The following is a 25,559-nucleotide window of genomic DNA, read 5'->3' on the forward strand; positions in this document are numbered from 1 at the left end:
CCCAGCTTGGTATCTGGTATATCAGTATGCCAACCTCGCGAAGTTGACAACGATCTTTGACACAATTGATGGCCGAAATGCCCATTTAACCGCGCAATGTCTTGACTTGTTCGGGTGTGGTCCCCTATCTAGAAGAAGGCAAAAGACGGCTGATCATTAACGGCGGCGACCATGACAATCGAATCAGGACCGGACAATCCGCGTCAGGAGTACCGGGCCATCCAGGCCGAGGCGTTCAACCGCATCGGCGGCCGGTACGACGAGGCGTTTCCGCACAAGGAAGGCCAGGTGGCCGCCGGTGAATGGATGATCAAGCAGCTCAAGCCGGGGTCGCGCGTCCTCGACGTCGGCTGCGGCACGGGCTCGCCCACGGCACAGCAGTTCGCCGAGGCCGGCTGCGAGGTGACCGGCATCGACATCTCCCCGGTCATGCTGGACCTGGCGCGTAAGAACGTGCCGACCGGGACGTTCCTCGAACGCGACGTGCTCGACCTCGACGACTCGCTCGGCGTGTTCGACGCCGCGACGGCCTTCTTCAGCCTGCTCATGCTGCCGCGGGCCGATATCGAGCAGGCGCTCCGCACGATCCACGCCGTGCTCGCCCCCGGCGCCCTGTTCTCGCTGAGCATGGTGGAAATCGACCTCGACGACGTGCCTTTCCAGTTTCTCGGCGCTCCGGTGCGGGTGACCGGATATCTGCGCGACGAGTTGCGCGAGGTCATCGAAGCCGCCGGGTTCAGCGTGCTGTCGGAGAATCACCTTTCGTACGCTCCGGCGACCACGCAGGCGCCGCCGGAAATCCAGCTCTTCGTCAACTGCCGGCGTGACCAATTCTGAGCGGCCACACCCGTGTCGGGAGACGGGGAACCGTTCTCTGTGCTGAGTCACGTCAGCGGGGTCGTCCGGGCCATGGGCGAGAGCCCGGGCCCGGACGAGGCGACGAGGGTCCTCTGCGAGGCGGTGGTGCCGAAGCTGGCCGACGCCGCCGCGGTCTACGTGGACGGCGCCGTCTGGCACCGGGTCGATCCCGACGGACGGCTGCCGCCGCGCTGGGCCGGCGACGGGATCCGTGAGGCGGCCCTGCTCGACGGGCACCTGCTCGCCGTGCCCCTCAGGGCGTACGGCACGCACGTCGGCTGCGCGCTGCTGGCGCGCGACGCCCGGCGGCCGCCCTTCGGGGAGGCCCACGTGCTCGCCGCGGGACAGCTCGCCGTGCCCGTCGCGCTCACGATCTACCACGGGCGGCGGGACCGCCAGCAGGACGAGACCTTGGAGACCCTCCAGCGCGGGATGCGGCCGGGCGACCCACCCGCCCTGCCCGGGCTGGAGATCGCCTACCGCTACAAGCCCGCCGCGGAGCGGGTGGGCGGCGACTGGTACGACGTCATCCCGCTGCCGGGCAGCAGGGTGGCCCTGGTCGTCGGCGACGTGATGGGACACGGGCTGGCCGCCGCGGCCGTGATGGGCCAGCTCCGCACGGCCGTGCAGACCCTGGCCTCGCTCGACCTGCCGGCCGAGCAGGTGCTCCACTCGCTCGACGAGATGGCCCAGCGGCTGGCCGCGCAGACGCTCACCACCTGCGTCTACTGCGTGTACGACCCGGTGCTGCGCAGGTGCACGATCGCGAGCGCCGGGCACCTGCCGCCGATCCTGCTGGGACCGGACGGCAAGGCGGAGGTGCTGTCGCCGCCCCGGTGCCCGCCGATCGGGCTGGGCCGCACGCCGTTCGAGACGATGGAGATCGCGGCGGAGGACGGCAGCATGCTCGTGCTCTACACCGACGGGCTCGTGGAGGAGCGCGGGCAGGACATCGGGCTGAGCGTGGAGTCGCTGCGCCGCAGGCTCGCGAACGGCATCTCGATCGAGGCGCTGAGCGACGACGTGCTGTCCGCCGGGAGGACCGACGACGTCACCGTGCTGGCCATCCGGTTCCGCGGCATCCCCAGTGAGCACGTCGCCCAGTGGTTGCTGGAGCCCCAGCCGACGACGCCGTCACGCGTACGCGGCCTGGTCCGCCGCACGCTCGGCTCGTGGGGCCTCACGGCGATATCCCCGGTGGCCGAGCTGCTCGCAGGAGAGCTCGTCACCAACGCCGTGCGCCACACCCAGCGGCCCATCACCATCAGGCTGCTGCGCACCGACCACCTGCTGTGCGAGGTCAGCGACGACGACCACCGGCTGCCGGTGGTGCGCGAGCCCGGCCTGCTCGACGAGGACGGCAGGGGGCTCTACCTGGTCAGCCAGCTCGCCGAGCACTGGGGGACCAGCCGGGTCGCCGGAGGCAAGACCGTCTGGTTCTCACTGGCGATCCCCTAACGCCGGAACGCCTTGCGGTACGCCGAAGGCGACGTACGCATCGAGCGGCCGAAATGGTGGCGGAACGTCACCGGGCTCTCGAACCCGACGGCGGCTGCGATCTCCTCTATCGGAGCCGCCGTCGTCTCCAGGAGCGGCAGGCTGGCCGCGATCCGCTGCGCGATCACCCACCGCAGGGGACTCGTCCCGGTGCGGCGCCCGAAGTGCCGGATGAAGCCGCGCTCCGACATCCCGGCGACCCGGGCCAGCGCGGCCACCGTGACCGGCCGGGTGAGATCGGCGAGCACCCAGTCCATCGCCCGGCCCACCGGGTCGTCGTCCTCCACCTCCGCGACCGGCGCCTCGACGAACTGCGCCTGCCCGCCCTCGCGGTGCGGCGGCACCACCAGCCTGCGGGCCACCGCGTTGGCCACGCTCGGCCCGTGGTCGCGCCGCACCAGATGGACGAGCAGGTCGAGGCCCGCCGCGCTGCCCGCGCTGGTCAGCACGTCGCCCTCGTCCATGTACAGCACCCCGGGATCCACCCGGACCTCGGGAAAGCGCCGCTGCAGCAGCGCGGCGTACCTCCAGTGGGTCGTCGCGGCCCGCCCGTCGAGCAGCCCGGCGGCGGCGAGGGCGAAGGCGCCCGAGCAGATCGACACGATTCGGGCTCCGCCGTCATGCGCCCGGCGCAGGGCGGCCGTGAGCGCGGGGGAGATCTCCGCTCTCACGTCCGGGACGCCGGGCACGATCACGGTGCGCGCCCCGGCGAAGACGTCCAGCCCGTGCGCCGCCTCGATCGTGAATCCGCCGACCGCCCGCAGCGGGCCGGGCCTTTCTGCGCACACGGCCAGTTCGTACCACGGGACGTCCAGCTCCGGGCGGGGCAGCCCGAATACCTCGACGACGCAGCCCAGTTCGAAGGGGCTCATGCCGTCGAAGGCCAGCACCGACACGGTCCGGCTCCGGTCGGGGAGAGCAAGCATGGCGGGATATTAGCGATATCGGGCGTTCATGCCTCTTCTGGCGCGGCAAGGTGGCCGGGCACCCTGGTCGGCATGTCCGCCGTCACGCACACGCCCGCCGCAGAGCCGGCCGCCGCCGTCGCCCACTTCTCCGCCCGCCTGGCCTTCGAGACCGACGTGTCCGACGTACGCGCCGACCTGCTCTCGGGGGAGCCGGCAATCGTGGTGGTCGACTCCCGCAGCGCGGAGAGCTGGCGGCAGGGCCACATCGAGGGGGCCGTCCACCTGCCCACGGCGGAGATCGCCGCCCGGGCGGCCGCGCTGATCCCCCATGACGTGACCGTGGTCACGTACTGCTGGGGGCCGGGCTGCAACGGCGCGACCCGCGCGGCGCTGGAGTTCGCCCGGCTGGGCTACCGGGTCAAGGAGATGATCGGCGGGTTCGAATACTGGGTGCGTGAGGGCTTCCCGGTCGTGGAGCCCTCCGGAGTGCGCACCCGGCCGGCCGACCCGCTCACCGCGCCCGCGGGAGCCGCCTGCGCCTGCTGAGGTCTTATCGGTTACACCCACGCCGCGGAAGTCCTATACACTGGCGAGGCACCGCCGACGCGGCGTGGCAAGGGGCTATAGCGCAGCTGGTAGCGCACTTCCATGGCATGGAAGGGGTCTGGGGTTCGAATCCCCATAGCTCCACCATGACTGAACCATCCCGAGAGCCGTCCTCCATCCGGAGGGCGGCTCTCGGCGTTCTGATGGACGCGGAAACGGTCTTCGGCATCTACCGACATCTCGCCGAACGCGGAGTGAAGATCTGGATCGACGGCGGCTGGTGCGTCGACGCCCTCCTGGGGAGGCAGACGAGAGATCACCCGGACCTCGATCTGGCGATCGACCACAGGGACGAAGAAGAGTTCGTCGAACAGATGAAGGGCCTGGGGTACGCGAAGAGGCACGACGGCGAGGACACCGCGTGGCACTACGTCCTGGCCGACGGCCGGGGCCGCAGCGTCGACGTGCACGTATTCGAATACGACGAGTCCGGAAAGAACGCATACGGAATCGCGTACCCCTACGGCTCGCTCACCGGACAGGGCAGGATCAACGGCCATGCCGTGGACTGCGTCGCCCCGGAGTGGATGTTCGCGTTCAAGACGGCCTACGCGCCCAAGGAAAAGGACCTCAAGGACGTCCAGGCGCTGAGTGAGGCGTTCGGCTTCGAGGTCCCGCCTACTCATCGGCGATAGTCGCGACGTCCTTTCCCGAGAGGTCCGGGGTGACCACGCGGCAACTCCACCGCTACGCCGCCGGCGTCCCGGCCGTCAGTGGCCGGTGCGTACGAAGGCGACCGCGTCCAGCGGGACGGCGTGCCCCTCGGGGTCGGTGAAGGACACGTCCAGCCGCGCCCCGGTCCGCCGATCGCGGCGTTCGACCGTCGGTCCCGCGAGCCGGGGCACGTGGCGGTCCCCCCACTGCTGCAGCGCTCCGAGGATCACGAGCGCGTCGCGGCCCGAATCGGTCAGGTGGTACTCGTACCGGGTGCGGGCCCCCGTGTCGCGGTAGGGCCGCTTCTCGACGACGCCCGCACTGGCGAGCGTTGCCAGCCGGTTGGTCAGCAGATTCGTGGCGATCCCCAGGCGCTGCTGGATGTCGGCGAAGCGGACGACTCCCGTGTGCAGCTCCCGCAGTATCAGCGGCGTCCACCGCTCTCCGAGGAGGGTCACCGCCCGCTCGATGGAGCACGTCATCGAGTCGGGGAGTTCGGTGGTCGTCATCGCACGCCTCGCTCGCTCGTCGCCGGTGGCATCCAGGCTAGCCCGAGGAAGCTAACTTGCAATTTTAAAGTCAGGTCTCTACCGTGGACGCGAAGCCGTCGAGGGATGGAGGCCACAATGAGGATCGATGGATCGGTCGCGCTGGTCACGGGCGCGAACCGCGGGCTGGGACGGTGTTTCGCAGCCGCGCTGCTGGACCGTGGCGCCGCCAAGGTGTACGCGGCGGCGCGCAGGCCGGAGACGGTCGACCTGCCGGGCGTGGTGCCGCTCGCCCTGGACATCACCGACCCCGCGTCCGTCCGGGCCGCCGCCGAGCGTGCCCGCGACGTGGACCTCCTGATCAACAACGCCGGGATCTCCACGGGCTCGTCGTTCCTCGCCGGTGCGCTCGACGACATCCGCCTGGAGATGGAGACGCACTACTTCGGCACGCTCGCCATGGCTCGTGAGTTCGCCCCGGTCCTGGGTCGCAACGGGGGCGGCGCGATCCTCAATGTGCTTTCGGTGCTGTCGTGGTTCACCGCTCCACAGGTGGCCGGCTACTCCGCGGCCAAGGCGGCCGCGCTGCAGCTCACCAACAGTCTCCGCCTCGAACTGAAGGAGCAGGGCACGCTCGTCACTGCGCTGCACGTCGGATACATGGACACCGACATGGCCGCCCACGTCGACGGCCCGAAGATCGACCCGGCGGAGGCCGCCGCCCAGGCCCTGCAGGGGATCGAGCAGGGGAGGTTCGAGGTGGTCGCCGACGACACGAGCCGCCAGGTGCGGGCCATGCTGTCCGGCGACGTGGCCGGCCTGTATCCGCAGCTGGCATCCTGAACGGCGGGCACATGATCACATCCGTGCCGGGTAGGGGCGGATGTCATGAAGAGGATCCTGCAGCTCGTCGTCACCCGCTGGCTGGCGCGCACGCCGATCGGGATGGTCCTGCTCGGCCTCGGCTGGCTGTTCATGCGCAAGCGGCGGACCCGCAAGCAGCAGCAGCCCGCGAACTCCCCGGCGCTCCGCCGGCCCGGAGGCCGGTCGGGCACCCCGTACGCCTGGCGCGGCCCCGCCGCGGGCAACCGCCGCTGACGCCGATCAGCCGTTGACGCCCGTCAGCCGAGGACGGCGGGAGTGCGGAACGTCTGCCGGTAGACCAGGGGGGACACCCCGACGGCGGCGTGGAGGTGCTGACGCAGCGAGACCGCGCTGCCGAACCCGGCCTTCCTGGCGATCGCGTCGACCGGCAGGTCGGTGGTCTCCAGCAGGTGCCGGGCGTGCGCGATCCGCTGCCCGGCGAGCCATCTGGCCGGGCTGAGGCCGGTCTCCTCGCGGAACCTGCGGGTGAACGTCCGCACGCTCATGCGGGCGTGCGCTGCCAGGGCGGCCAGGTTGACCGGCTCCTCCAGGTGTTCGAGCATCCACGATCGGGTGGGCGCGGTGGTGGTCCCGGCGGGATCGGGCAGCGGCCTCTCGATGTACTGGGCCTGCCCGCCCTCGCGGAACGGCGGGGTGACGCAGCGGCGGGCGGTGCGGTTGGCCACCTCGCTGCCGTGGTCGCGCCGGATGACGTGCAGGCACAGATCGATGCCCGCCGCCACGCCGGCCGAGGTCAGCACGTCGCCGTCGTCGATGAACAGCACGTCGGGATCGAGCCGTACGCGGGGGAACAGCGCACGGAAGTCAGCGGCGTTGCGCCAGTGAGTGGTCGCCGGACGCCCGTCGAGCAGTCCCGCGGCGGCCAGCACGAAGGCCCCGGTGCAGATCGAGATGAGCCGGGCGCGCCCCGCGACGCCCCACAGCGCCGCGCGCACCTCTTCGCCGAGCGTGCCGTTCTCCAGCGGCGTCCCGCTGTGGATGCCCGGCACGACCACCGTGTCGGCCGTCGCGAGCACGCTCAGGTCGTGGTCGGGGACGACGCTGTAGCCGGCCGGGCCGCGCATCGGGCGGCCTCCCGGGGTGCAGGTGACGACCTCGTACAGCGGGCCGGGGTCGCGGGCGGCCCAGAACACCTGCCCGGGGATGCCCAGATCGAGTGTGGAGAAGTCGTCCAGGGCCAGTACGGCGACGCGGTGCATGGCCCGATTCTTTCACATGTTGGCCTCCCGGCCACTGTCCCCGAAGGCGGACACAACAGAGGATGCTCGCCATGAAGTCGCTGCATCGTGCGTGGATCGTCGCCGCCGTCGCCTTCGTCGCGATCATCGGGGCGGCCGGGTTCCGCGCCACGCCGGGCGTGCTGATCACGCCGCTGGAGGACGAGTTCGGCTGGACGAGGGGCACGATCTCGCTCGCGGTCTCGGTGAACCTCATGCTCTACGGGCTGTGCGCGCCGTTCGCGGCGGCGCTCATGGACCGCTTCGGCATGCGCCGCGTCGTCGCCTGCGCGCTGCTGCTGGTGGCGGTCGGCAGCGGCCTGACCGTGTTCATGACCGCGAGCTGGCAGCTCGTCGCGCTGTGGGGCGTCCTGGTCGGGCTCGGCACCGGCTCGATGGCGCTCGTCTTCGCCGCCACGCTGACCGACCGCTGGTTCGTACGGCACCGCGGCCTGGTCACCGGCGTCCTGACGGCCGGCGGCGCGACCGGGCAGCTGATCTTCCTGCCGGTGCTCGCGCACCTGGCCGAGATGCAGGGCTGGCGGTGGGCCTCGGTCACGGTGGCGGGAGCCGCGCTCGCCGTCGTACCCCTCGTGTGGTTCCTGCTCAGGGACACCCCCGAGGAGATCGGCCTGACCGCGCTGGGCGCGACCGAGCCGGTCGTGCGCACGCCGGCCGAGGGCGCCGCCGCGCGGGCCGTCCGCGTGCTGCGGGACGCCGCCCGCACCCGGCACTTCTGGTATCTCGCCGTCGGCTTCGCCATCTGCGGGGCGAGCACGAACGGCCTGGTCGGCACCCACTTCATCCCGGCCGCCCACGACCACGGCATGCCCGAGACCGTCGCCGCCTCGCTGCTCGCCGTGATCGGGGTCTTCGACATCGCCGGCACCGTCTTCTCCGGCTGGCTGAGCGACCGGGTGGACCCGCGGCTCCTGCTCGTCGTCTACTACGGGCTGCGCGGGCTGTCGCTGCTGGTCCTGCCGCAGTTGTTCGCCGCCACGACCGAGCCGAGCATGCTGGTCTTCATCGTCTTCTACGGCCTCGACTGGGTGGCCACCGTGCCGCCGACCGTGGCGCTGTGCCGCAGGATCTTCGGCGCGGACAGCGCGGTGGTGTTCGGCTGGGTCTTCGCCTCCCACCAGGTGGGCGCGGCCGTCGTCGCCACCGTGGCCGGGGTCACCCGCGACCACCTGGGGAACTACGACCTGGCGTGGTACGGCGCGGGCGTGCTGTGCCTGTTCGCCGCGCTTATGTCGTCCCGTATCGTCACGCGTGTCCGGGATCGCCGCGAAGCTGCGATCCTTGTCGGGTGACCGAACGCGTTCTTCCCCTGGTCGTACGCATCGAGCGGGCCGCGCCGCCGCAGCGCACCGACGCGCTGGAGGCGGCGGCGACGGCCGTGGTGCGCCTGCTCGACCGTGCCCAGGACCGTGCCGAGGACGAAGGCGAGTGGCTCGCCGAGGTCGCCGAGTGGCAGGACGGCCGGATCAGGAAGGTGGTCAGGCGGGCACGCGGCGCCGAATGGCGGCGGGCGCTCGCCCTGCCCGGCATCACCGTCACCGTGCGCACGGCCGAGGTGCGGGTGCATCCTCCCGTGCCGCTCGACGACTGGCCGCGCGACCTCGCCCGGCTCCAGGTGTCGGGTACGGATCTCTCCGACGACGCCGCCCCGCCGGAGGCGGGCCCCGACGACGTGGTGCTCTGGATCAACCCCCACCTGGAGATGGCGGCGGGCAAGGCGATGGCCCAGGCGGGCCACGGCGCCCAGTTCGCCTGGTGGGGCGCGGGCGAGGCGGACAGGGCGGCCTGGCGCGAGCGCGGGTTCGCCGTACGGGTCAGGACGGCCGGCCCGGCCCAGTGGGATGCGCTGGCGGCGAGCGGGCTGCCGGTGGTCAGGGACGCCGGATTCACGGAGATCGAGCCGGGCTCCGCGACGGTCGCGGCCGACGCGCCGTGGCTGCGGGTCGGCGTTCCCGAAGTGTGATGGGGAAGGCACCCGAAAAATCGGGATATGCCGTACGCTCCCGATCGTGTCACCTGGGGACTATGGGACGAAGGCCGTTCCCTCTTATATAGCGGCCGAGGCCGAGACCACTCCGCTACCGAAGATCACGGTCCCTGTGGCGGCGCCACCGGCGAGCTCGTCCAAGGGCTTCGGGGACCTGCCGATGCGGGTGGTCTATCGGGCGATCGCGGTCGCCGCGGGAGTCGTCGTCCTGGGGGCGGGCGCGACCGTCGTGCTGCTGAACCGGGGCGACCCCGCCACCGCGACCGCCGCGTCGCGGCACTCCGCGGCCGCCGCCGTCCCCTCGGCCGCATCGGCCTCGTTCGCGTCGGGCGCCGCCGCACCGGCCGCGGGCGCGGTGGCCACGCCCGGTCTCAGTCCGCTGTCGAGTCCGCTGTCCAGCACCTGGACGAGCGCGACGCCCAGCGCGGCCGCGAGCGCCGCCGCCAGCCCCGGGGCCAGCGCGGACGCGGTCGATCCTGCGCTGGCGGCGGCCCTCAAGGACCCCCGCGTGCCCGCGCTGCCGAAGGACGGCCGCCGGCTCCGCGGCCTGCCCGGCCGGGCGGCCGCCACCCACGGTCTGATCAAGGACCGGCGCTCCGGCGTCGCCCTGCCCCGCTTCACCAAGACGTGGGCGTTGGCCACGCCCGCGCCGTTCGCCTCCCGCCAGCTGCTGCCCAAGGCCAAGGGCGCGTCGTACCGCGGGATGCTGGTCTCCTGCCCCGTGCCGATCCCCGAGCAGAAGACGCTGCGCGACACCGCCTTCCTGGCCGCCCGATGGACGCTCAACCACCACCCGTCGGGCGCGACGATCACCTGGACCGCCTCGCAGCCCATCAAGGCGGGCAAGCGGAAGGGCTGGCTGCTCGGCTACACGGTGCACTACACGCTCAAGGGCAGGAAGCGGGTCTCCGCCGCGGCGCTGGCCCTCGTGGACGTGCCGGAGAAGAAGCCCGCCGTCGTGTTCGTCACGATCCCCGACAGCCAGAAGAAGCGCTGGCACGACATCAACAAGGTGATGTCCTCCGTCAAGGCGCTCTAGCAGGAGCGCGGGCGCCGCCACAGGCGGTTGATCAGGAGCACGGCCACCGCCAGCCCGGCGGTGGTGAGGGCGCCGCCCTCGCCGACCATCCAGGCCGACCTGTCGTGCGCCGCCGTCATCGCCTCGGCCACGAAGTACAGCGACGCGTTCACCGTGGCGTGGAGCACCAGGACCGGCGAGGTTGCCCGGGTCGAAGCGGGCGGCGGCGGCCAGCCAGGCCGTGCCGTACGCGAGGCCGGTGCCGAGGACGGGCACGGCCCACGCGGCGGCCGATGTGCGTCAGGGCACCCGATGGACACCGCCGTCGTCGCGGTGGCGTTCGCGCCCGCACGTGACGTCGCGCAGCGCGCCGTCGGCCGTCTGCCGGCCGGCCTGGCCGTACTCGACGACCTCGCCCGCCGGCTCGCGGTCGCCCTCGCCGCCGTGCGGCTCGCCACGGAGCACGACCTGAGGCCGCCGGCGCTGGACGAGCTCGGGCTGGCCGGGGCCCTGGAGGACCTGGCCCCGGACACGGCCGACCGGGCGCAGGCCGTGGTGCGCGCCCGCCGCGCCGGCCTCGGCGAGTGAGCCGTGGGGACGACCGGCCTCAGCGCTCGGCGAGGACGATCACGGAGTCACCGGGAGCGAACGTCATGGTCCGTGACCGGTCCGGGTTGAGCATGATGCCGTAGTGGGGCGGGTTCCCGGACTTCGCCGCCACGCGGTAACCGATCGCGGTCTCGCCACGCCGCAGGGCCGACTCCACGATCGTGCGGAAGGCGACGGGCCCGCCGGTCGTCACGTAGTCCTCCACGGGCCGGGGATAGACCTCCGAGCCCGCGGAGTCGAAGAGGTAGCCGAAGACCTCGGCGAGGTGCGGGTTCTCGGCGAGCTGCGCGAGCAGCAGGCCGATGACGGTGTCGCTGATCACGATGTCGTCGGCCTCGGTGACCTCGGCGAGCGCCCGGTTGTTCTCGTCGTGCATCTCGCTCACGATCGAGTACTTCTCCCCGAGGGTCGCCTGCATGTCGCGCAGTTGCAGCAGCGTCATCAGCGTCCGGTTGTCGGCGTGGCGGGGATCGTACCGGTCGTCGGAGAGCACGATGACGTGCTGGTAGACGCCGACGCCGAGGGACTCCAGGGCGTACCTGTCGGTGCCGTCGCACTCCTTGACGTTCACCGTCAGGTTGCGCAGGTCCGCCAGGCCGGCGCCGGAGCCGGGGTGGTCGCCTGCGACGTCGAGCACCGATCCGGGGGTCACGTAGCCGTCCAGGTAGCGGATGATCCGCGCGGCGCGGCCGTTCCAGCCGAGCATCAGGGTCCGCTCGGGGGCCGCCGCAGGGGCCGTCGCGGGGACGATATGCCGTTCGTCCGCGGGAGCCGTTCCGTTCGCCAGGCGGATGAGCGAGTCGTCCTGGGCGAGCACGACGATCTCGTCGGACGTCCCGATCACCGTGTCCGGCGGCGGGTTGAGCACCACACCGCCGGGTGTGCGCAGGCCGAGGACGGTCGCGGTCGCGTACGCGTCGAGGGCCTGGCCGTACGACCTGCCGGCGAGGGAGGGATCGCGGCGCAGGTAGATCTCACCGCCGTCGAAGTTCAGCAGATCCATGCAGACGACGGACACGCCGGACTGCCGGGACGACTGCACGATCAGCCGCGCGGCGATGTCGTCGCTGTCGACCAGGTGGACGCCGGGCCCTCCGGCCAGCCGGGCGGCGGCCATGTTGCGCGAGGAGGCGATGGCGGCGACCACCGGAGGATGCTCCCCCGCCCGCTTGGCCAGCGCCAGCAGGGTCTTGATGACGTGCGCGTCCGGGTCTTCCTTCTCGGGGGACAGCACCACGATCGTTCGCGCGGTGCTCAGGCTCAACAGGTCGAGGTCGGTCGGCTCGGTGGGCCGGCCGGTGCGGCACACCAGGCGCGTCCTGCCCGTGTCGCCCACCCGGGCCCGGATGGCGTCCTCCATGGCCGGCTTGTCCCTGTCGGCCAGGATCGCGATGACCGAGCCGTGCTGGCTGGCGTGCGCCTTCGTGAGTTCGGAGACGATCGTGTAGAGCTGCTCGGACCAGCCGAGGATGACGGTGTGGCCGCTCTCGATGACGCGGGAGCGGCCCTTGCGCAACTCCTCGATCTTGCCGCGCAGACCGGCGGAGAGCACGCCCACGAGGATGCTGACGATGAAGATGCCGCCGAGGGACGCGCCCAGCATGATCGCGAGAAAGGGCGCGGTGCCGGCGTCTCCGGCGATCTTGCCCGGGCTGAGCGCGTGCATGAGCGACAGCCACAGCACCCCGGGCCAGCCGTCGTGCCGGAGCGCCTCGTCGGGGGTGAGCCACATCGTCAGCACGCTGACCACCACGATGAGCACCAGCGACACCAGGGCCAGCCAGCCGATGAGGGCGGCCGTGCCCCTGGACATGGTGTTGTCGAACCAGTAGCGCGCACGCTCTTTGACCGTGGCTTTTGACACCGGCATCCCCCGCACGTGATCGGTAAACGTCAGACATAGTAGAAGCGACTAGGCTTGACCGTGTGACGGAACTGGTGCTCGCCTCGGCCTCGCCCGCCCGCCTCGGTGTGCTGAGGGCGGCCGGGCTCGATCCCAAGGTGATCGTCAGCGGCGTCGACGAGGACGCGATCACGGCCGGCACTCCCGGGGAGCTGTGCCTGAAGCTGGCCGTGGCCAAGGCGGACGCCGTCTCCCGGACGCTCGGCGACGGCATCGTGATCGGCTGCGACTCGGTGCTCGAACTCGACGGCGTCGCGTACGGCAAGCCGGGAACGCCGGAGAACGCGAAGGACCGCTGGCACATGATGCGGGGCAGGACCGGCCGGCTGCTGACCGGGCACTGCGTGGTCGACGTGTCCGCGGGCCGCAGGGTGTCGGAGGTGGCGGCGACCGTGGTGCGGTTCGGCACGCCGTCCGACAGGGAGATCGAGGCGTACGTCGCCAGCGGGGAGCCGCTGCGTGTGGCGGGGGCGTTCACGCTCGACGGCCTGGGCGGCTGGTTCGTGGAGGGCATCGAGGGCGACCACGGCAATGTGCTCGGCATCTCGCTGCCCCTGCTTCGCCGCCTTTTCGCCGATCTGGGCGTGCCTGTGACGACCTTGTGGCGCTAGCCTGCCCGCCATGAGTGGCATCGGGCGGCCCGCCGGACGGCGCGGCGTCGGCGGTCTCGCCGAGGGAATCGGTTTCTGCTTCCAGGGTCTCGGGTGGGTCTCCCGGCATCCCCGCTGGTGGCTGTTCGGGCTGATCCCGGCCCTGATCGCCCTGGTGCTCTACGCCCTGGCGCTGGTCTGGCTGGGCACGCACGCGACCGACGTGGCGGCCTGGGCGACGCCGTTCGCGGACGACTGGGGCTGGCGCGACGGGTTCCGCACGCTGGTCGGCGTGATGATCTTCGTGGCGGGTCTCGCGCTCGCCGTGCTGACGTTCACCGCCGTCACGCTCGTGATCGGCGACCCGTTCTACGAGAAGCTGTCGGAGCGCGTCGAGGAGGACCTCGGCGGGCTTCCCGACGGCGGTGACCTGCCCTTCTGGGCGTCCCTGTTCCGGTCGATCCGCGACAGCCTCGTCACGCTCTGGTGGGTCCTGCTGTTCTCCGTGCCGTTGTTCGTGCTCGGCTTCGTGCCGGTCGTCGGGCAGACCGTGGTGCCCGTGGTGGGGGCGTTCGTCTCCGGGTTCTTCCTCACGGTCGAACTGACCGCCCTGGCGATGGAACGCCGGGGTCTGCGGCGCAAGGAGCGCTTCGCCCTGCTCCGGTCGAACCTGTCCGTCTCGCTCGGGTTCGGCGTGCCGCTCTTCCTCGCGTTCCTGGTGCCGCTCGTCAGCGTCGTCGCGATGCCCGGCGCGGTCGCCGGCGCCGCCATGCTCGTCCGCATGCGGCTGGCGCCGGCGCCCGCACCGAAAGATCAGGCGCCGGGAGGTCAGGCGCCGGGAGGTCAGGCCAGGGACACGAGACCGGCGTAATCGGCGTTCCACATGTCCTCGACCCCGTCGGGCAGCAGCAGGACGCGGTCGGGACGCAGCGCCTCCACGGCCTTCTCGTCGTGGGTGACCATCACGACGGCGCCCTGGTAGGAGGCGACCGCCGCCAGCACCTCGTCCCGTGACGCCGGGTCGAGGTTGTTGGTGGGCTCGTCGAGCAGCAGCACGTTGGCCTGCGAGCTGACCAGGGTGGCGAGCGCCAGACGGGTCTTCTCGCCGCCGGACAGCACGCCCGCGGGCTTGCCCGCGTCGTCCCCCGCGAACAGGAACGAGCCGAGGATCCGGCGCACCTCGCCGTCGCCCAGGTGGGGCGCGGCGGCGGCGAGGTTCTGGGCGACGGTGCGCGCCGGGTCGAGGGTGTCGTGCTCCTGGGCGAAGTAGCCCAGCCGCAGACCGGGACCGTGCACCACGCGGCCCGAGTCGGGGCGTTCCCGCCCGGCCAGGATCCGCAGCAGCGTGGTCTTGCCCGCGCCGTTGAGACCGAGCACGACGAGCCGGCTGCCCCGGTCCACGGCCAGGTCCACGCCGGTCAGCACCCGCAGGTCGCCGTACGCCTTGGTCAGGCTGATCGCGCCGAGCGGAGTGCGTCCGCAGGGGGCGGGCTCGGGCAGCCGGATGCGCGCGACCTTCTCGGCGCGGCGGACCGGCTCCACCGCGGCCAGCATGCGGTCGGCCCGGCGCGCCATCTCCTTGGCCCGCACGCCCGTCGACTTGCCGGCGCGCATCCTGTCGGCCTGGGCGTGCAGCGCGGCGGCCTTGCGTTCTGCGACCGCCCGCTGCCGGGCGCGTCCGCGCTCGGCGGCGTCGCGGTCGGCCAGATAGGTGCGCCAGCCGGTGTTGTGCACCTCCAGCGCGGCCCGGTCGGCGTCGAGGCGCCAGATCCTGTTCACGGTGTCGTCGAGCAGCCCGGTGTCGTGGCTGATCAGGACCAGCCCGCCGGTGCGGCTCGCGAGGAACGACCGGAGCCAGGCCACGGAGTCGGCGTCCAGGTGGTTGGTGGGCTCGTCGAGCAGCAGCGTGCCCTGCCCGGCGAACAGGATGCGGGCGAGTTCGACGCGGCGGCGCTGCCCGCCGGACAGGGTGCCGACCGGCTGGGTCATGACGCGGTCGGGCAGGCCGAGCCCGGCGGCGATGCGGGCGGCCTCGGCCTGAGCGGCGTACCCGCCGCGGGCCTCGAACTCCGCCTCGGCCCGGACGTACCGCCGCATCGCCCGCTCCAGCTCGGCGGGGTCGGCCATGGCCGCCTCGGCGGCGCGCAGCACGCGCTCGGCCTCGTCGAGGCCGCGGGCCGACAGGATGCGGGCGGCGACGGAGAGGGACGGATCGGCCGCCGCGGGATCCTGCGGGAGATAGCCGACCTCGCCGGTCCGGGTGATGGTGCCCGCGGCCGGCTGCAGTTCGCCGGCCAGGGTCTTCAGCAGGGTGGTCTTGCCCGCGCCGTTGCGGCCGACCAGGCCGACGCGGTCGCCGGGGGCGACGTGGGCGGTGACGTCCGACAGCAGGAGACGGGCGCCGACGCGCACGTCGACACCGCGAAGGGTGATCATTTGATGACGCTCCGGAGAAGCTCAAGGACACACGGGTGGCGTGGAAGCGGGTGTCCGAGCTAAGAGATCCGGGGCAGAGACATGGCGCCGAGTGTAGGCAGAGCGCCCGGCCGGGTGCCAACGGTTTTCCGGCCGCCGGGTTGTCCACAGGGGGACGGCTGTCCCCAGAACGCGCTTCGGCCGTCTTGGGGGCGCGGCCGTCCGGCGAGGCTTGCGGCCATGACGATCCCGAAGCTCGTGCTCTCCTCGCCGGCGGACATCCTCGCCGCCGTGCCCTACCTCGTCGGGTTCCACCCCACCGACAGCCTCGTCGTGGCCGGCGTCGCCGGCCCGGAGGTGCGGCTGACGACCCGCTGGGACCTGCCGGTCGCCTCCGGGGACCTCGACCGGCTGGTCGCGCTGCTACGCCGCGAGGCGGTGACCGCCGTCTTCGTCGTCGGGTACGGCCCCGGCGCCCTGGTGACCCCCGCCGTCGACACGGTGACCCGGCTGCTGCACGCCGGAGGCATCCGGGTGGCCGAGAGCCTCCGGGCCGAAGGCGGGCGCTACTGGTCCTACTCCTGCGGCAGCGCGAGCTGCTGTCCCGCGGAGGGCACGCCGTACGACACCGAGCGCAGCCACGTCGCCGCCGAGGCCGTGATGCACGGGCTGGTCGCCCTGCCCGATCGGGGCAGTCTGCGGCGCTCGGTCCAGCGGTGCGGCGGAGCGGCGATGCGGCAGGCCACCTCCCGCGTCATGGCCGATCTGCGGGCGATGCCCGAGTCCGGGGGGCCGGTCGCGGACGAACTGGCCGCGCGGTTCGTGGCCGAGGGGCTGGCGCGGGTGCGCAGGGCCATCGGCCTGTACGACTCGGGAGGCGGGCTGGACGACGAGGGCGCCGCCCGGCTCGGGCTCGACCTCGCCGTGGTCAGAGTGCGCGACGAGGCGTGGGCGCTGATCGACGACCGTGACGCGCACGTCGCGCTGTGGCGCGACCTCACCCGCCGGCTGGAGCCGGGCCACGTCGCGCCCGCGGCCTCACTGCTGGCGGCCGCCGCCTGGCATCGGGGAGAGTGCGCGCTGGCCGGGATGGCGCTGGAGCGGGCGCTCGCCGCCGACCCCGGCTATTCGATGGCGCACCTTCTCCGGCAGGCACTGACGCACATGATGTCCCCCGCCATGCTCCGCGACCGCATGCCGACACCGGAGGAACTCGACGACGAGATGGGCCCTCCCCGGGCGATCTGGCTCGCGCCGCTGCGCGCACTGCTGGCCCGGGACCTGCCCGGCCCGGCCTCCGCATCCTCCCCGGGCGGCCGTCAGACCGGGTCGCCGCCCTGAGCCTGCCGGCGGCGCTCGTTGTAGGCCCGCATCCGGCCGGGATAGCCGGTGAGCTGCACGTCGTACACCGGAAGGGCGAGATCTCTGGCGACCTTGGCGATCACCGCGGGAGCTCCGACACGGCGACGGGTCCACTCCCCGTCGTGGGCCACGGCCACCGCGGTGGTGTCGGTCGCGAAGGTCTCTGGTTCGACGTAGAACTCGACCCCACGCCGGGTCTTGGCGAACTCGATGAGGGCCTCGATGTCGGCGTCGGTCGCCTCGCGGTCGAATTTGGCCACGCGGGCACCCCGGCGCCGCCGGAGCCCGTAGCGATCTCGCCATCTCATAGTGCTTGTATACATCGCCGTGGATCACGATGGCGTTAAGGAGACGGTCTCGGGGCGATGTCGGGGATGTCCCTGATGCCGGCGGGCGCATACGCGGAACAAGATGGAGGCAGACTCGAAGAGAGCCGAGCAGTCGATCGACGGAAGGCGATGCTGTGATGCCCGCGGCAGCGACACCATCGTGGCCGGGCCATGCCCCGATGCCACACCCTCAGTTGCGCGTTACCAACCAGGACCGCGAGCAGGTGGTCGAGCACGTCAAAGCGGCCTACGCCGAGGGCAGGCTCGACAAGCACGAGATGGACGAGCGGCTGCACCTGGCGATGACCGCGCGCACGCACGCCGATCTCGTGCCCATCATGAACGACCTGTACGGCACGCGCCCGGCGTACGTCCCCCGGCCGCCCTCGTACCGGGCCGCGGTCCCGGACGGGGGAGACCGGGTCGGGGCGGCGGCCTCGCACCTGTTCGCGCTGCTGGGGTTGTTCATCATCGGCCCGCTGCTGATGATGGTGACCGCGGGACGGACGTCCCCCTACATCAGGAAGCACGCGGTGGAGTCGCTCAACTTCCACCTCACCGTGCTGGGAGCGACGGTGCTGCTGCCGTTCACCGTCGTCGGCGTCGTCCTGCTGCCGGTCATCTGGGTCGTCGGACTGGTCCTGTGCGTCGTCGGCGGGGTGTCGGCGCTCGCCGGCACCGAGTTCCGCTACCCGCTGACCATCCGCCTGATCAAGTAACTCCTGAAGCGGCTCCCGGTCAGGGCATGAGCGCGCGGACCGCGGCCACGGTGTCGGCTTCCTCCGGCCGCTTGTCGGGCCGGTAGCGCAGCACCCGGGCGAACCGCAGCGCCATGCCGCCGGGATACCGGCTCGACCGCTGCACGCCGTCGAAGGCGATCTCCACGACCAGCGCGGGCTTGAGCGTGACGACGTAGTCGTCCGTCGGCCCCTCCGCCAGCGGCAGGAACTGCTCGGTCTGCCAGGTCAGCAGTTCGTCGGTGAGGCCCTTGAACGTCTTGCCGAGCATCACGAAACCGCCCGTCTCCGGGTCGTAGGCGCCGAGGTGCAGGTTGGACAGCCAGCCCCGGCGCCGTCCGCTGCCCCACTCGGCGGCCAGCACGACCAGGTCGAGCGTGTGCCGCGGCTTCACCTTGACCCAGCCCGCCCCCCGCCGCCCGGCGGCGTACGGCGTGCGCAGCGACTTCACCACGACGCCCTCGTGGCCCCGGCGTAGGGCGTCGCCGAAGAACACCGCGGCCTCCTCGGCGTCCGCCGTGACGAGCCGAGGGGTGATCAGCTCGGCCGGGACCGCGGCCTCCAGCGCGGCGTGCCGCTCCTCGTCCGGCAGGTCGAGCAGGTCGGCGCCGCCCACGCGCAGGGCGTCGAAGAAGAAGACGGTCAGCGGCACGGTCGCGCGCAGCGACGCGACGTCGGTCCTGCTGGCCACCCGGCCCGAGGTGACCTGGAACGGCTCGGGGCGGCCGTCCGGGCGTAGCGCGATGACCTCGCCGTCGAGCACGAGATCGGTCCCGGGCAGGCCGAGCACGGCCTCGACCAGCTCGGGGACCTGTGCGGTGATGTCGTCGAGCGTGCGGGTGAAGACGGCGACGCGGTCGCCCGACCGGTGGGCCTGGACCCGCACGCCGTCGAGCTTCCACTCCACGGCGGCAGGGGCGCCGGCCTTCTCCAGGGCGGCGGTCACGCTGGGCGCGCTCTGCGCGAGCATCGGCGCCACCGCCCGCCCGATCTCCAGGTGGAACGCCTTCAGCTCCGCGACGCCGCCACGCAGCGCGGCCGCGCCGACGGCGGGCAGCGAGCCGCGCAGGGTCAGGGCCCGGCGCACCTCGGCCGCGGGCACGTTCGCGGCCATGGCGACCGCCTCGATCATCACCCCGTTGAGCGCCCCCTGACGCAGCTCGCCCGTCAGCAGCCGGTGCAGGAACGACTGCTCCTGCCGGGTGAGGGCGCCGAACAGCTCGCCGAGCAGCTCACGGCGCGCCGCCTGCGAACCGGCGCCGGACCGTGACTTGACGCGTTCGAGCAGCGCGTCGACCTGCGTCAGGGTCGCCGTGGCGATCTGACGCGGCTCGGGAAGGTCGGACAGGCTCCGCCAGCCCACCCCGATCTGGCGCTGGGGCAGCTCGCCCGACAGATAGGCGACGGCGATCTCGGCCTCGTCCGGTCCCACCCTGCCGAGCAGCTCGGCGAGGTGCCTGATCTTGGCGAGCCGCGCCGAGTCCGCGGCGACGGCCGCGGACGTCCTGGCAAGGTCGATCAGCAACACACCGTAATCCTGCCTCACCGCAGCGGCAGATGCCCAGGCCGGGGGTCGGACACTAGCTGTAGTGGCGCGCGCGCGGCCACAGCTCGCGCCAGGGCCGGACGGGGTCGCGGCAGACCGTGATCGGCACACCCTGCTCCTCGCCCGGCATCCCGCTCAGCCTGCCCGCCGGGACGCAATGGGCGAAGACGGTGGCGAGGTCGGCGGGCGGGTAGCCGACGGAGACGACCACCCGTGTCCCCTCCGGCGGCGGTCCCCACCACCACAGCTCGTTGTGGCCGCTGAAGACCGCGGGCAGCCCGAACTCGCCGGCCCAGCGACGCAGCGCGCCGGCCTCGCCGTAGTTCGCCGCGAGCAGCACCGCGCCGGCGCGCTCGCCGGCGGGCAGCCCGTTCACCACCCGGGCCGTCTGCGCCGCCACATCGCGCATGCCCACCGACTCACGTGCCACCTCGTTGATGGCGGCGACCGGCGTACCGGCGAGCGACGCCGCCGGGATGACCGGCAGCGCCACGACCACCGCGACCACGGCGTCGACCGCCAGCGCCGCGACCAACGCTCCTCTCCACCGCCACCCGGCCGCGGTGACGCAGCCGGCCGCGAACAGGTAGAGCAGGAACCCGCCGGTGTAGTCGGGTCGGCCTCCCGAATAGAGGACCAGCGCGCACGCCACGGGGTAGGCGATGGCGAGGGAGCGAACCCGGCGGTTCCGCCACAGCCGCAGCCAGCCGGCCACGCAGACCACCGCCTGCGCGGGCCCGAGCAGCACGAGCTGAAGGGGGAAGAAGGACGCGCGGTTGTCCGCGCCCTCGTCGATCTTCAGCGCGTCGGCCATCTGGAACTGCGGCCAGTCGTGCGTCGCCTGGTAGAGCAGGTTGGGTGAGGCGATCGCCAGAGCCAGGAGAACACCGGCCCACAGTCGCCTGTCCCGCAGCACCTCGCGCGGCCCGGCCACGAGGACGCCCAGCCCGACGCAGCCCAGCAACACCACGATCAGATCGCGGTTGTACGCCGCGATCCCGCACAGCGCTCCCGTCCAGAGCCAGTAACGCCCGTCCCCCCTGAGCAGCACCCGGAGCAGGCACAGCGTGACCGCGCTCCACAGCACGAGGTCGGGAGTGAGGGTCAGCAGCGAGTGACCGGCCAGCAGAGGCAGCACGGAGGTGGCCGTCCCGGCCGCGGCGAGGATCTGGGCCGCACGGCCGCCACCCAGTTCGCGGGCGGCCAGCGCGACGAGCACGACCAGAGCCCCGGCGCACAGGGCGGGCACGATCCGCAACGCGACGACCGTGTCCCCGAAGATCGCCGTGGACACCCGGGCGATCATCGGCGTCAGCGGCGGAGTGTCGAAGTATCCGAGCCGCGGCCGCTCGCCCAGCATGCGGAAATACAGCTCGTCGCGGTGGTAGCCGTACCACGGGCTCACCGCGAGCAGCACGGCCACGGTCGCGGCGGCGATCGCGACCACGGCCCGGGGCTGCCCGGTGAGCGGAGCGCCCGCGCGGACGTCCCCGCTGGGGGACGCCCCGCCGGTGTCGTCGTGCGCCGCCGGCGTGCCGCCGGTCACCTCGTCGTCCGTGGTCACGCCGGCCTCCCGGAAGCCGGCGTTCGCAGGGGGCCGTCCTGCGGGCGGCCGTGAGGAGAGGGACCCCGACCGAGGGGGTTCATGAGGAGGCGGTTCGGGAGGGCATCGTCCACGCGGCCATCATCCTCGAACCGCTCCGGCCCTCCTACCCCTGTAACCGAAACGCCGCCGTCGCCGCACCGGTGTCCCGGTCAGCCGACGCCGAGCAGGTCGACGACGAAGATGAGCGTCTCACCGGGCTTGATGAGGGCGCCCGCGCCGCGGTTGCCGTACCCGAGGTGCGGGGGGATCGTCAGACGGCGCCGTCCGCCGACCTTCATGCCGGCCACTCCGCGGTCCCAGCCGGCGATGACCCGGCCGCCGCCGAGCGGGAACTGGAACGGCTGGCCGCGGTTCCAGGAGGCGTCGAACTCCTCACCCGTGGAGAACGCCACCCCGACGTAGTGGACGGTCACGTTCTGCCCGGGCTTGGCCTCCGGCCCGTCACCCTCGACGAGATCGACGATCTCCAGGTCCGCGGGCGGCGCGCCCTCGGGAAAGTCGATCTCCGGCTTCTCCAGTGCCACGTGGGTCTCCTGTTCTCTGTGTTCCCGAAGCGCTTCCTGTGCCGGGAGTTCCGGCAGGCTGACGACTCTACCGGGGACGGCCGACACGAGAACGCCTTCCCCACGCGGGGTGGGGAAGGCGTCGCAACTCCAGAGCCGACGAGGGTTACGGGCGACGGCCCCTCGACAGACCCGCCCGGTCGTCGTCGCGCACCTCCTCCGCACGAGCCTCCTCCGCACGAGCCTCCTCCGCACGAGCCTCCTCCGCACGAGCCTCCTCCGCACGGGCCTCCGCCCGGTCCTCGGTCAGCGGGTAGCCGGTGGCCTGCGGAGCGGTGTCACCCGCCGCGGCAGGTGACGTCGTGACCGGCCCCGCCGACGGCGGACGCTGAACCACGACGGTGTCGGCCGGCTGCACGCCGCCCTGCAGCAGCGCCTGGGCCTGGTCGAGCATGGGAGGGGCCACCAGCACGTCGTAGCGCCCGGCGACGATCGAGCTCCTCGACGAGAAGTCGCGCGTCCCGCCGGTGAAGGCGTGGCTGGTGAAGCCGAAGGCGGCGCCGGCGATGGCGCCCCAGAGGATCGACCACAGCACCAGTCCGAAGAACGAGGTCGTGGCCGAGGTGAACAGCCCGAGGAACAGGCCGACGATGAGTCCGAACACCGCGCCGGTGATCAGGCCCGACAGCGCCGCCTTGCCGTTGGTGAGCCGCCCGGTGACGGTCTCCTCCAGACGCAGGTCGCTGCCGACGATCGCGGTGTTCTCCACCGGGAACCCGGCGTCCGACAGGGTGTCGACGGCGCGCTGCGCCGCCGTGTAGTTGTCGTAACTGACCAGCAGCCGTCTGTCGGCCGCCGGACTGACCGGCCCTCCGGCCGGGGAGTACTGCATGATCGCCTCCGCGGGGTAGTGCGGTCGGTACACGAACGCACTACCCCCGGAGAGCCCGATATTCCTCTACGGAATAGGAGGAGTCACCAGCTTTGGTGCAGTGGCATGCCCTCGCTGTAGCCGGAGGCGCTCTGCACGCCGACCACCGCCCGCTCGTGGAACTCCTCCAGTGTGGTGGCGCCCGCGTACGTGCAGGAGGAACGCAGCCCGGCCACGATGGCGTCGATCTGGTCCTCCACGCTGGGCCGCGCCGGGTCGAGGTACATCCGCGAGGTCGAGATGCCCTCCTCGAACAGTGCCTTACGTGCGCGCTCGAACGGCGAGTCCTCGGCCGTGCGCAGCCGTACGGCGCGGGCCGAGGCCATGCCGAAGTTCTCCTTGTACTTGCGCCCGTCGGGGGCGGTGCGGGTGTCGCCGGGCGACTCGTACGTGCCGGCGAACCACGAGCCGATCATGACGTTGGAGGCTCCCGCGGCGAGCGCCAGCGCGACGTCGCGGGGGTGGCGCACGCCGCCGTCGGCCCATACGTGCCGGCCCAGACGGCGGGCCTCGGCCGCGCACTCCAGCACGGCGGAGAACTGCGGCCGTCCCACGCCGGTCATCATCCGGGTCGTGCACATGGCGCCCGGGCCCACGCCGACCTTCACGATGTCGGCGCCGGCCTCGACGAGGTCGCGTACGCCCTCCGCGGTGACGACGTTGCCCGCCGCGACCGGCACGGAGGGCTCCAGCGCCCGCACGGCCCGCAGCGCCGAGATCATCTTCTCCTGGTGGCCGTGCGCCGTGTCGACAACGAGCACGTCGACGCCGGCGTCGAGCAGTTCCTTGGACTTGGCGGCCACGTCGCCGTTGACCCCGACCGCCGCCGCGACGCGCAGCCGGCCGCGCGCGTCCACGGCGGGCTGGTAGAGGGTGGAGCGCAGCGCCCCGGTGCGGGTGAGGATGCCGACCAGGCGGCCGTCCTCGTCCACCACCGGCGCCAGCCGGTGGCGGCCCTCGTGTAGCGCCTCGAACGCGGCCTGCGGATCGACACCGCGCGGCAGCGTCTGCGGTGATTCGGTCATGACCTGGGAGAGCTGGGTGAACATGTCGGCGCCGTGGCAGTCGGCCTCGGTCACCACGCCGACCGGGCGGTTGTCCCAGTCGACGACGATGACCGCGCCGTGCGCCCGCTTGGGCAGCAGGGTGAGCGCCTCGCCCACGGTGTCGTGGGAGGTGAGCGTGATGGCCGTGTCGTGGACGAGGTCACGGCTCTTCACCCATTCGATGACGTCGGCCACCACGTCGATCGGGATGTCCTGGGGGATGACGGCGATGCCGCCGCGCCGGGCGACGGTCTCGGCCATGCGGCGGCCCGCGACGGCCGTCATGTTGGCGACGACGACGGGGATCGTGGTGCCGGTTCCGTCGCCCGCGGACAGGTCCACGGCGAGGCGCGACCCGACGGAGGAACGAGACGGCACCATGAAGACATCGCTGTACGTGAGATCGTAGGGCGGCGTCACATCATTGAGGAATCGCACGTTTGTCCAGCCTACGTTGTGAGCGGGTCATACCCGGCATTCCCGGCCGACGCCGGAGCAGACCCGGACACGGGATACATTGACCTCGCCTGAAGGGAGAGCATGTGATCATCGTTGACCGCCCGGAGACGCTCGTCGTCGGCTATGCCGTACGGACGACCAACGCGGCGGAGGCGGACCCGGCCCGCGCCCAGTTGCCGGGCCTGTGGGGCCGCGCCGGAGCGACCGGAGCCTTCGCGCACGTGCCCGGCCGGATCGACGAGAACCTGTACGCCGTGCTGACCGACTACGAGAGCGACCACAACGGCGCCTACACGCAGATCGTCGGCGTGGCCGTCCGCACGGCGGCGCGACTGCCCGAGGGCATGGTCGCCGTACGGGTGCCCGGCGTGCCCGCGCTGCTGTTCGAGGCGCGGGGACCGATGCCCGGGGCGCTTCTCGACACCTGGCAGCAGGTGTGGAAGCACACCGAGTCGGGCGCCACCCCGGCCCGCGCCTTCACCACCGACCTGGAGATCCACCACCCCGGGGGCGTCGACCTCTTCGTGGCCACGCTGCCGTCGTTCGGCGAGCCTTCCGGGCCCCCGGCGCAGGTTCAGGCGACGCCGGCCTGATCGTCGCTCTGCTCGTCGTCCTGGTCGTCGCCGGGCGGCGGGTCGGGCAGTCGCCACCCCGCGACCAGCAGCGGCAGCAGGAAGTGCGTCCACCACAGGGCGAAGACGCCGAGGAACACGGCCGCGGCGGGGATATGGGACTTCTCTGCCTCGCTCCAGGTCGCGACCACGACGAACACCGCGAGGCCGGCCAGGATGAGCCGCATCACCCTGTTCGCGTACGTGTGCGCCCGGAGCCGTTCGGCGACCTGCCGCTCGTCGAGATGGCTCTCCGGCAGCGAGGCGAGCCCGCGGGTGGCGCTGTTCAGCGCGGTGACGACCGGGATGTAGATCGCCAGCATGACCACCAGCAGCACGAGGTTGACCCGGACGGCGGTGTCGCTCGGGGCGATCGCCCACGACACCGCGGCGTCCGCCCACAGCAGCAGCACGCTCGCCGCGCCCGCCACGACGAGCAGGCGGCGCCGCCGCCGGGTGCGGTGCAGCGCCACGAGGCGGTCCTGCTCCATCGCGCGGGCCACGTGGAGGTTCCAGCGTTCGCGCAGGTTCACGACGCGCTCCCCAGTCTGGGAAACGGCTTGAGGGAGAAGACGACCTCCACCGGAACCTCGAAGAACTCGGCGATCCGCAGGGCCAGGTGGAGGCTGGGACTGTACTCGCCGCGCTCCAGGTAGCCCACCGTCTGGTAGTGCACCCCGAGCGCGGCGGCCAGATCCCGGCGCGAGACGCCGCGGTCGGCCCTCAGCACCGCGATGCGGTTGAACACCGGCTCCTCGGCCACGTCTCACCTC

At 72.3% G+C, this 25,559-nt stretch carries 29 protein-coding genes and 1 tRNA gene; 16 read left to right on the forward strand and 14 right to left on the reverse strand.

Translation table 11 applies throughout. The features are described 5' to 3' along the window. Positions 1-171 precede the first annotated feature (171 nt). Both QSK36_RS00320 and QSK36_RS00325 read left to right on the forward strand, forming a co-directional pair. Positions 172-837, forward strand: coding sequence for a class I SAM-dependent DNA methyltransferase (locus QSK36_RS00320; RefSeq protein ID WP_183544138.1), 666 nt, complete (start codon positions 172-174; stop codon positions 835-837). Positions 838-876: 39 nt separating this feature from the next. Further along, positions 877-2,316 (forward strand): ATP-binding SpoIIE family protein phosphatase, encoded by a 1,440-nt coding sequence (locus QSK36_RS00325; RefSeq protein ID WP_183544137.1) that lies wholly within the window; start codon positions 877-879, stop codon positions 2,314-2,316. Here QSK36_RS00325 and ftrA read toward each other — a convergent pair. Further along, a complete protein-coding gene (gene ftrA / locus QSK36_RS00330; RefSeq protein ID WP_285780915.1) occupies positions 2,313-3,281 on the reverse strand; it encodes a transcriptional regulator FtrA in 969 nt (322 codons plus the stop codon). The genes QSK36_RS00325 and ftrA overlap by 4 nt on opposite strands. A gap of 72 nt (positions 3,282-3,353) precedes the next feature. On the opposite strand from ftrA, the gene QSK36_RS00335 reads away from it, so the two are divergent. The 3 genes from QSK36_RS00335 (at position 3,354) to QSK36_RS00345 (ending at position 4,504) form a co-directional block, all read left to right on the forward strand. Then, on the forward strand, positions 3,354-3,809 hold the full coding sequence (locus tag QSK36_RS00335; RefSeq protein WP_285780916.1) for a rhodanese-like domain-containing protein: 456 nt from the start codon (positions 3,354-3,356) through the stop codon (positions 3,807-3,809). A gap of 71 nt (positions 3,810-3,880) precedes the next feature. Beyond that, positions 3,881-3,956, forward strand: a tRNA-Ala gene (locus QSK36_RS00340). Positions 3,957-4,012: 56 nt separating this feature from the next. Then, a complete protein-coding gene (locus tag QSK36_RS00345) occupies positions 4,013-4,504 on the forward strand; it encodes a nucleotidyltransferase domain-containing protein (protein WP_183544599.1) in 492 nt (163 codons plus the stop codon). Between the two features lie 75 nt (positions 4,505-4,579). Here QSK36_RS00345 and QSK36_RS00350 read toward each other — a convergent pair whose 3' ends face one another. Then, positions 4,580-5,032, reverse strand: coding sequence for a winged helix-turn-helix transcriptional regulator (locus QSK36_RS00350; RefSeq protein ID WP_183544134.1), 453 nt, complete (start codon positions 5,030-5,032; stop codon positions 4,580-4,582). 117 nt (positions 5,033-5,149) lie between these two features. Between QSK36_RS00350 and QSK36_RS00355 the strand changes: the two genes are divergently transcribed. Further along, entirely contained in the window at positions 5,150-5,854 is a 705-nt protein-coding gene (locus tag QSK36_RS00355; protein WP_285780917.1) for an SDR family oxidoreductase, read from the forward strand. Positions 5,855-5,899: 45 nt separating this feature from the next. Next, positions 5,900-6,109 carry a DUF6203 family protein gene (locus QSK36_RS00360; protein WP_285780918.1) on the forward strand — a complete coding sequence of 70 codons (210 nt, stop codon included), beginning with the start codon at positions 5,900-5,902 and terminating at the stop codon, positions 6,107-6,109. Positions 6,110-6,132: 23 nt separating this feature from the next. Here QSK36_RS00360 and QSK36_RS00365 read toward each other — a convergent pair whose 3' ends face one another. Next, positions 6,133-7,095: a GlxA family transcriptional regulator gene (locus QSK36_RS00365; protein ID WP_183544131.1), complete on the reverse strand. Its 963-nt coding sequence runs from the start codon at positions 7,093-7,095 to the stop codon at positions 6,133-6,135. Between the two features lie 71 nt (positions 7,096-7,166). On the opposite strand from QSK36_RS00365, the gene QSK36_RS00370 reads away from it, so the two are divergent. From QSK36_RS00370 to QSK36_RS00380, 3 genes are read left to right on the forward strand one after another with little or no spacing between them, the layout of a single operon-like run. Then, positions 7,167-8,426: an MFS transporter gene (locus tag QSK36_RS00370; protein ID WP_285780919.1), complete on the forward strand. Its 1,260-nt coding sequence runs from the start codon at positions 7,167-7,169 to the stop codon at positions 8,424-8,426. Continuing rightward, positions 8,423-9,097 (forward strand): peptidyl-tRNA hydrolase, encoded by a 675-nt coding sequence (locus QSK36_RS00375; protein ID WP_285780920.1) that lies wholly within the window; start codon positions 8,423-8,425, stop codon positions 9,095-9,097. Before QSK36_RS00370 ends, QSK36_RS00375 begins: the two co-directional genes overlap by 4 nt. Positions 9,098-9,143: 46 nt before the next feature. Further along, complete coding sequence (locus tag QSK36_RS00380; protein WP_285780921.1) at positions 9,144-10,160, forward strand: hypothetical protein; 1,017 nt, start codon at positions 9,144-9,146, stop codon at positions 10,158-10,160. Here the strand turns inward: QSK36_RS00380 and QSK36_RS00385 are convergent. Beyond that, complete coding sequence (locus QSK36_RS00385) at positions 10,157-10,327, reverse strand: hypothetical protein (RefSeq protein WP_285780922.1); 171 nt, start codon at positions 10,325-10,327, stop codon at positions 10,157-10,159. The two genes, QSK36_RS00380 and QSK36_RS00385, sit on opposite strands and share 4 nt — an antisense overlap. 124 nt (positions 10,328-10,451) lie before the next feature. Between QSK36_RS00385 and QSK36_RS00390 the strand changes: the two genes are divergently transcribed. Continuing rightward, positions 10,452-10,727 carry a hypothetical protein gene (locus QSK36_RS00390; RefSeq protein ID WP_285780923.1) on the forward strand — a complete coding sequence of 92 codons (276 nt, stop codon included), beginning with the start codon at positions 10,452-10,454 and terminating at the stop codon, positions 10,725-10,727. Between the two features lie 19 nt (positions 10,728-10,746). Here the strand turns inward: QSK36_RS00390 and QSK36_RS00395 are convergent, their stop codons facing one another. Beyond that, a complete protein-coding gene (locus QSK36_RS00395; RefSeq protein ID WP_285780924.1) occupies positions 10,747-12,612 on the reverse strand; it encodes a CASTOR/POLLUX-related putative ion channel in 1,866 nt (621 codons plus the stop codon). Between the two features lie 62 nt (positions 12,613-12,674). On the opposite strand from QSK36_RS00395, the gene QSK36_RS00400 reads away from it, so the two are divergent. Both QSK36_RS00400 and QSK36_RS00405 read left to right on the forward strand, forming a co-directional pair. After that, positions 12,675-13,262 carry a Maf family protein gene (locus tag QSK36_RS00400; RefSeq protein ID WP_139576296.1) on the forward strand — a complete coding sequence of 196 codons (588 nt, stop codon included), beginning with the start codon at positions 12,675-12,677 and terminating at the stop codon, positions 13,260-13,262. Positions 13,263-13,272: 10 nt separating this feature from the next. Further along, complete coding sequence (locus QSK36_RS00405; protein ID WP_285780925.1) at positions 13,273-14,112, forward strand: EI24 domain-containing protein; 840 nt, start codon at positions 13,273-13,275, stop codon at positions 14,110-14,112. Here QSK36_RS00405 and QSK36_RS00410 read toward each other — a convergent pair. Beyond that, entirely contained in the window at positions 14,085-15,677 is a 1,593-nt protein-coding gene (locus tag QSK36_RS00410; protein ID WP_285780926.1) for an ABC-F family ATP-binding cassette domain-containing protein, read from the reverse strand. The two genes, QSK36_RS00405 and QSK36_RS00410, sit on opposite strands and share 28 nt — an antisense overlap. A 219-nt stretch (positions 15,678-15,896) precedes the next feature. Between QSK36_RS00410 and QSK36_RS00415 the strand changes: the two genes are divergently transcribed. Beyond that, complete coding sequence (locus QSK36_RS00415) at positions 15,897-16,997, forward strand: DUF4192 domain-containing protein (RefSeq protein WP_285780927.1); 1,101 nt, start codon at positions 15,897-15,899, stop codon at positions 16,995-16,997. On the opposite strand, the gene QSK36_RS00420 is transcribed toward QSK36_RS00415, so the two are convergent. Then, positions 16,976-17,326: a hypothetical protein gene (locus tag QSK36_RS00420; protein ID WP_139576300.1), complete on the reverse strand. Its 351-nt coding sequence runs from the start codon at positions 17,324-17,326 to the stop codon at positions 16,976-16,978. The two genes, QSK36_RS00415 and QSK36_RS00420, sit on opposite strands and share 22 nt — an antisense overlap. Before the next feature lie 200 nt (positions 17,327-17,526). Between QSK36_RS00420 and QSK36_RS00425 the strand changes: the two genes are divergently transcribed. Beyond that, the gene (locus tag QSK36_RS00425; protein ID WP_139576301.1) at positions 17,527-18,066 is read left to right on the forward strand and encodes a DUF1707 and DUF4870 domain-containing protein; all 540 of its coding nucleotides are present in this window, start codon (positions 17,527-17,529) and stop codon (positions 18,064-18,066) included. Between the two features lie 19 nt (positions 18,067-18,085). On the opposite strand, the gene QSK36_RS00430 is transcribed toward QSK36_RS00425, so the two are convergent. From QSK36_RS00430 to QSK36_RS00450, 5 genes are all read right to left on the reverse strand, one after another. Then, on the reverse strand, positions 18,086-19,612 hold the full coding sequence (locus QSK36_RS00430; protein WP_285780928.1) for an ATP-dependent DNA ligase: 1,527 nt from the start codon (positions 19,610-19,612) through the stop codon (positions 18,086-18,088). 52 nt (positions 19,613-19,664) lie between these two features. Then, positions 19,665-21,194 carry a glycosyltransferase family 39 protein gene (locus QSK36_RS00435; protein WP_285780929.1) on the reverse strand — a complete coding sequence of 510 codons (1,530 nt, stop codon included), beginning with the start codon at positions 21,192-21,194 and terminating at the stop codon, positions 19,665-19,667. 191 nt (positions 21,195-21,385) lie between these two features. Continuing rightward, positions 21,386-21,760: an FKBP-type peptidyl-prolyl cis-trans isomerase gene (locus tag QSK36_RS00440; protein WP_079316111.1), complete on the reverse strand. Its 375-nt coding sequence runs from the start codon at positions 21,758-21,760 to the stop codon at positions 21,386-21,388. A 145-nt stretch (positions 21,761-21,905) separates the two neighbouring features. Beyond that, on the reverse strand, positions 21,906-22,631 hold the full coding sequence (locus QSK36_RS00445) for a YflT domain-containing protein (RefSeq protein ID WP_285780930.1): 726 nt from the start codon (positions 22,629-22,631) through the stop codon (positions 21,906-21,908). An 83-nt stretch (positions 22,632-22,714) separates the two neighbouring features. Beyond that, positions 22,715-24,154, reverse strand: a complete 1,440-nt coding sequence (locus tag QSK36_RS00450) for a GuaB1 family IMP dehydrogenase-related protein (protein WP_183544120.1) — start codon at positions 24,152-24,154, stop codon at positions 22,715-22,717. Positions 24,155-24,258: 104 nt separating this feature from the next. Here QSK36_RS00450 and QSK36_RS00455 point away from each other — a divergent pair, with 104 nt between their 5' ends. Then, complete coding sequence (locus QSK36_RS00455) at positions 24,259-24,768, forward strand: GyrI-like domain-containing protein (RefSeq protein ID WP_183544118.1); 510 nt, start codon at positions 24,259-24,261, stop codon at positions 24,766-24,768. Here QSK36_RS00455 and QSK36_RS00460 read toward each other — a convergent pair. Both QSK36_RS00460 and QSK36_RS00465 read right to left on the reverse strand, forming a co-directional pair. Continuing rightward, positions 24,750-25,319 (reverse strand): hypothetical protein, encoded by a 570-nt coding sequence (locus tag QSK36_RS00460; RefSeq protein WP_285780931.1) that lies wholly within the window; start codon positions 25,317-25,319, stop codon positions 24,750-24,752. The genes QSK36_RS00455 and QSK36_RS00460 overlap by 19 nt on opposite strands. Next, positions 25,316-25,549 (reverse strand): helix-turn-helix transcriptional regulator, encoded by a 234-nt coding sequence (locus QSK36_RS00465; RefSeq protein WP_183544114.1) that lies wholly within the window; start codon positions 25,547-25,549, stop codon positions 25,316-25,318. The genes QSK36_RS00460 and QSK36_RS00465 overlap by 4 nt, the downstream gene beginning before the upstream one ends. Positions 25,550-25,559: the final 10 nt, after the last annotated feature.

The sequence above is a fragment of the Microbispora sp. NBRC 16548 genome, assembly GCF_030268985.1.
GTDB lineage: Bacteria > Actinomycetota > Actinomycetes > Streptosporangiales > Streptosporangiaceae > Microbispora > Microbispora catharanthi.

Bases quoted from the DNA above. Each gene is read 5' to 3' on its own strand.
- QSK36_RS00335 (WP_285780916.1), top strand. From the start codon at position 3,354: ATGTCCGCCGTCACGCACACGCCCGCCGCAGAGCCGGCCGCCGCCGTC.
- QSK36_RS00420 (WP_139576300.1), bottom strand. From the start codon at position 17,326: ATGAGATGGCGAGATCGCTACGGGCTCCGGCGGCGCCGGGGTGCCCGC.
- QSK36_RS00445 (WP_285780930.1), bottom strand. From the start codon at position 22,631: ATGCAGTACTCCCCGGCCGGAGGGCCGGTCAGTCCGGCGGCCGACAGA.
- QSK36_RS00370 (WP_285780919.1), top strand. From the start codon at position 7,167: ATGAAGTCGCTGCATCGTGCGTGGATCGTCGCCGCCGTCGCCTTCGTC.
- QSK36_RS00355 (WP_285780917.1), top strand. From the start codon at position 5,150: ATGAGGATCGATGGATCGGTCGCGCTGGTCACGGGCGCGAACCGCGGG.
- QSK36_RS00390 (WP_285780923.1), top strand. From the start codon at position 10,452: ATGGACACCGCCGTCGTCGCGGTGGCGTTCGCGCCCGCACGTGACGTC.
- QSK36_RS00320 (WP_183544138.1), top strand. From the start codon at position 172: ATGACAATCGAATCAGGACCGGACAATCCGCGTCAGGAGTACCGGGCC.
- QSK36_RS00425 (WP_139576301.1), top strand. From the start codon at position 17,527: ATGCCACACCCTCAGTTGCGCGTTACCAACCAGGACCGCGAGCAGGTG.
- QSK36_RS00410 (WP_285780926.1), bottom strand. From the start codon at position 15,677: ATGATCACCCTTCGCGGTGTCGACGTGCGCGTCGGCGCCCGTCTCCTG.
- QSK36_RS00360 (WP_285780918.1), top strand. From the start codon at position 5,900: ATGAAGAGGATCCTGCAGCTCGTCGTCACCCGCTGGCTGGCGCGCACG.
- QSK36_RS00350 (WP_183544134.1), bottom strand. From the start codon at position 5,032: ATGACGACCACCGAACTCCCCGACTCGATGACGTGCTCCATCGAGCGG.
- QSK36_RS00405 (WP_285780925.1), top strand. From the start codon at position 13,273: ATGAGTGGCATCGGGCGGCCCGCCGGACGGCGCGGCGTCGGCGGTCTC.
- QSK36_RS00365 (WP_183544131.1), bottom strand. From the start codon at position 7,095: ATGCACCGCGTCGCCGTACTGGCCCTGGACGACTTCTCCACACTCGAT.
- ftrA (WP_285780915.1), bottom strand. From the start codon at position 3,281: ATGCTTGCTCTCCCCGACCGGAGCCGGACCGTGTCGGTGCTGGCCTTC.
- QSK36_RS00345 (WP_183544599.1), top strand. From the start codon at position 4,013: ATGGACGCGGAAACGGTCTTCGGCATCTACCGACATCTCGCCGAACGC.
- QSK36_RS00415 (WP_285780927.1), top strand. From the start codon at position 15,897: ATGACGATCCCGAAGCTCGTGCTCTCCTCGCCGGCGGACATCCTCGCC.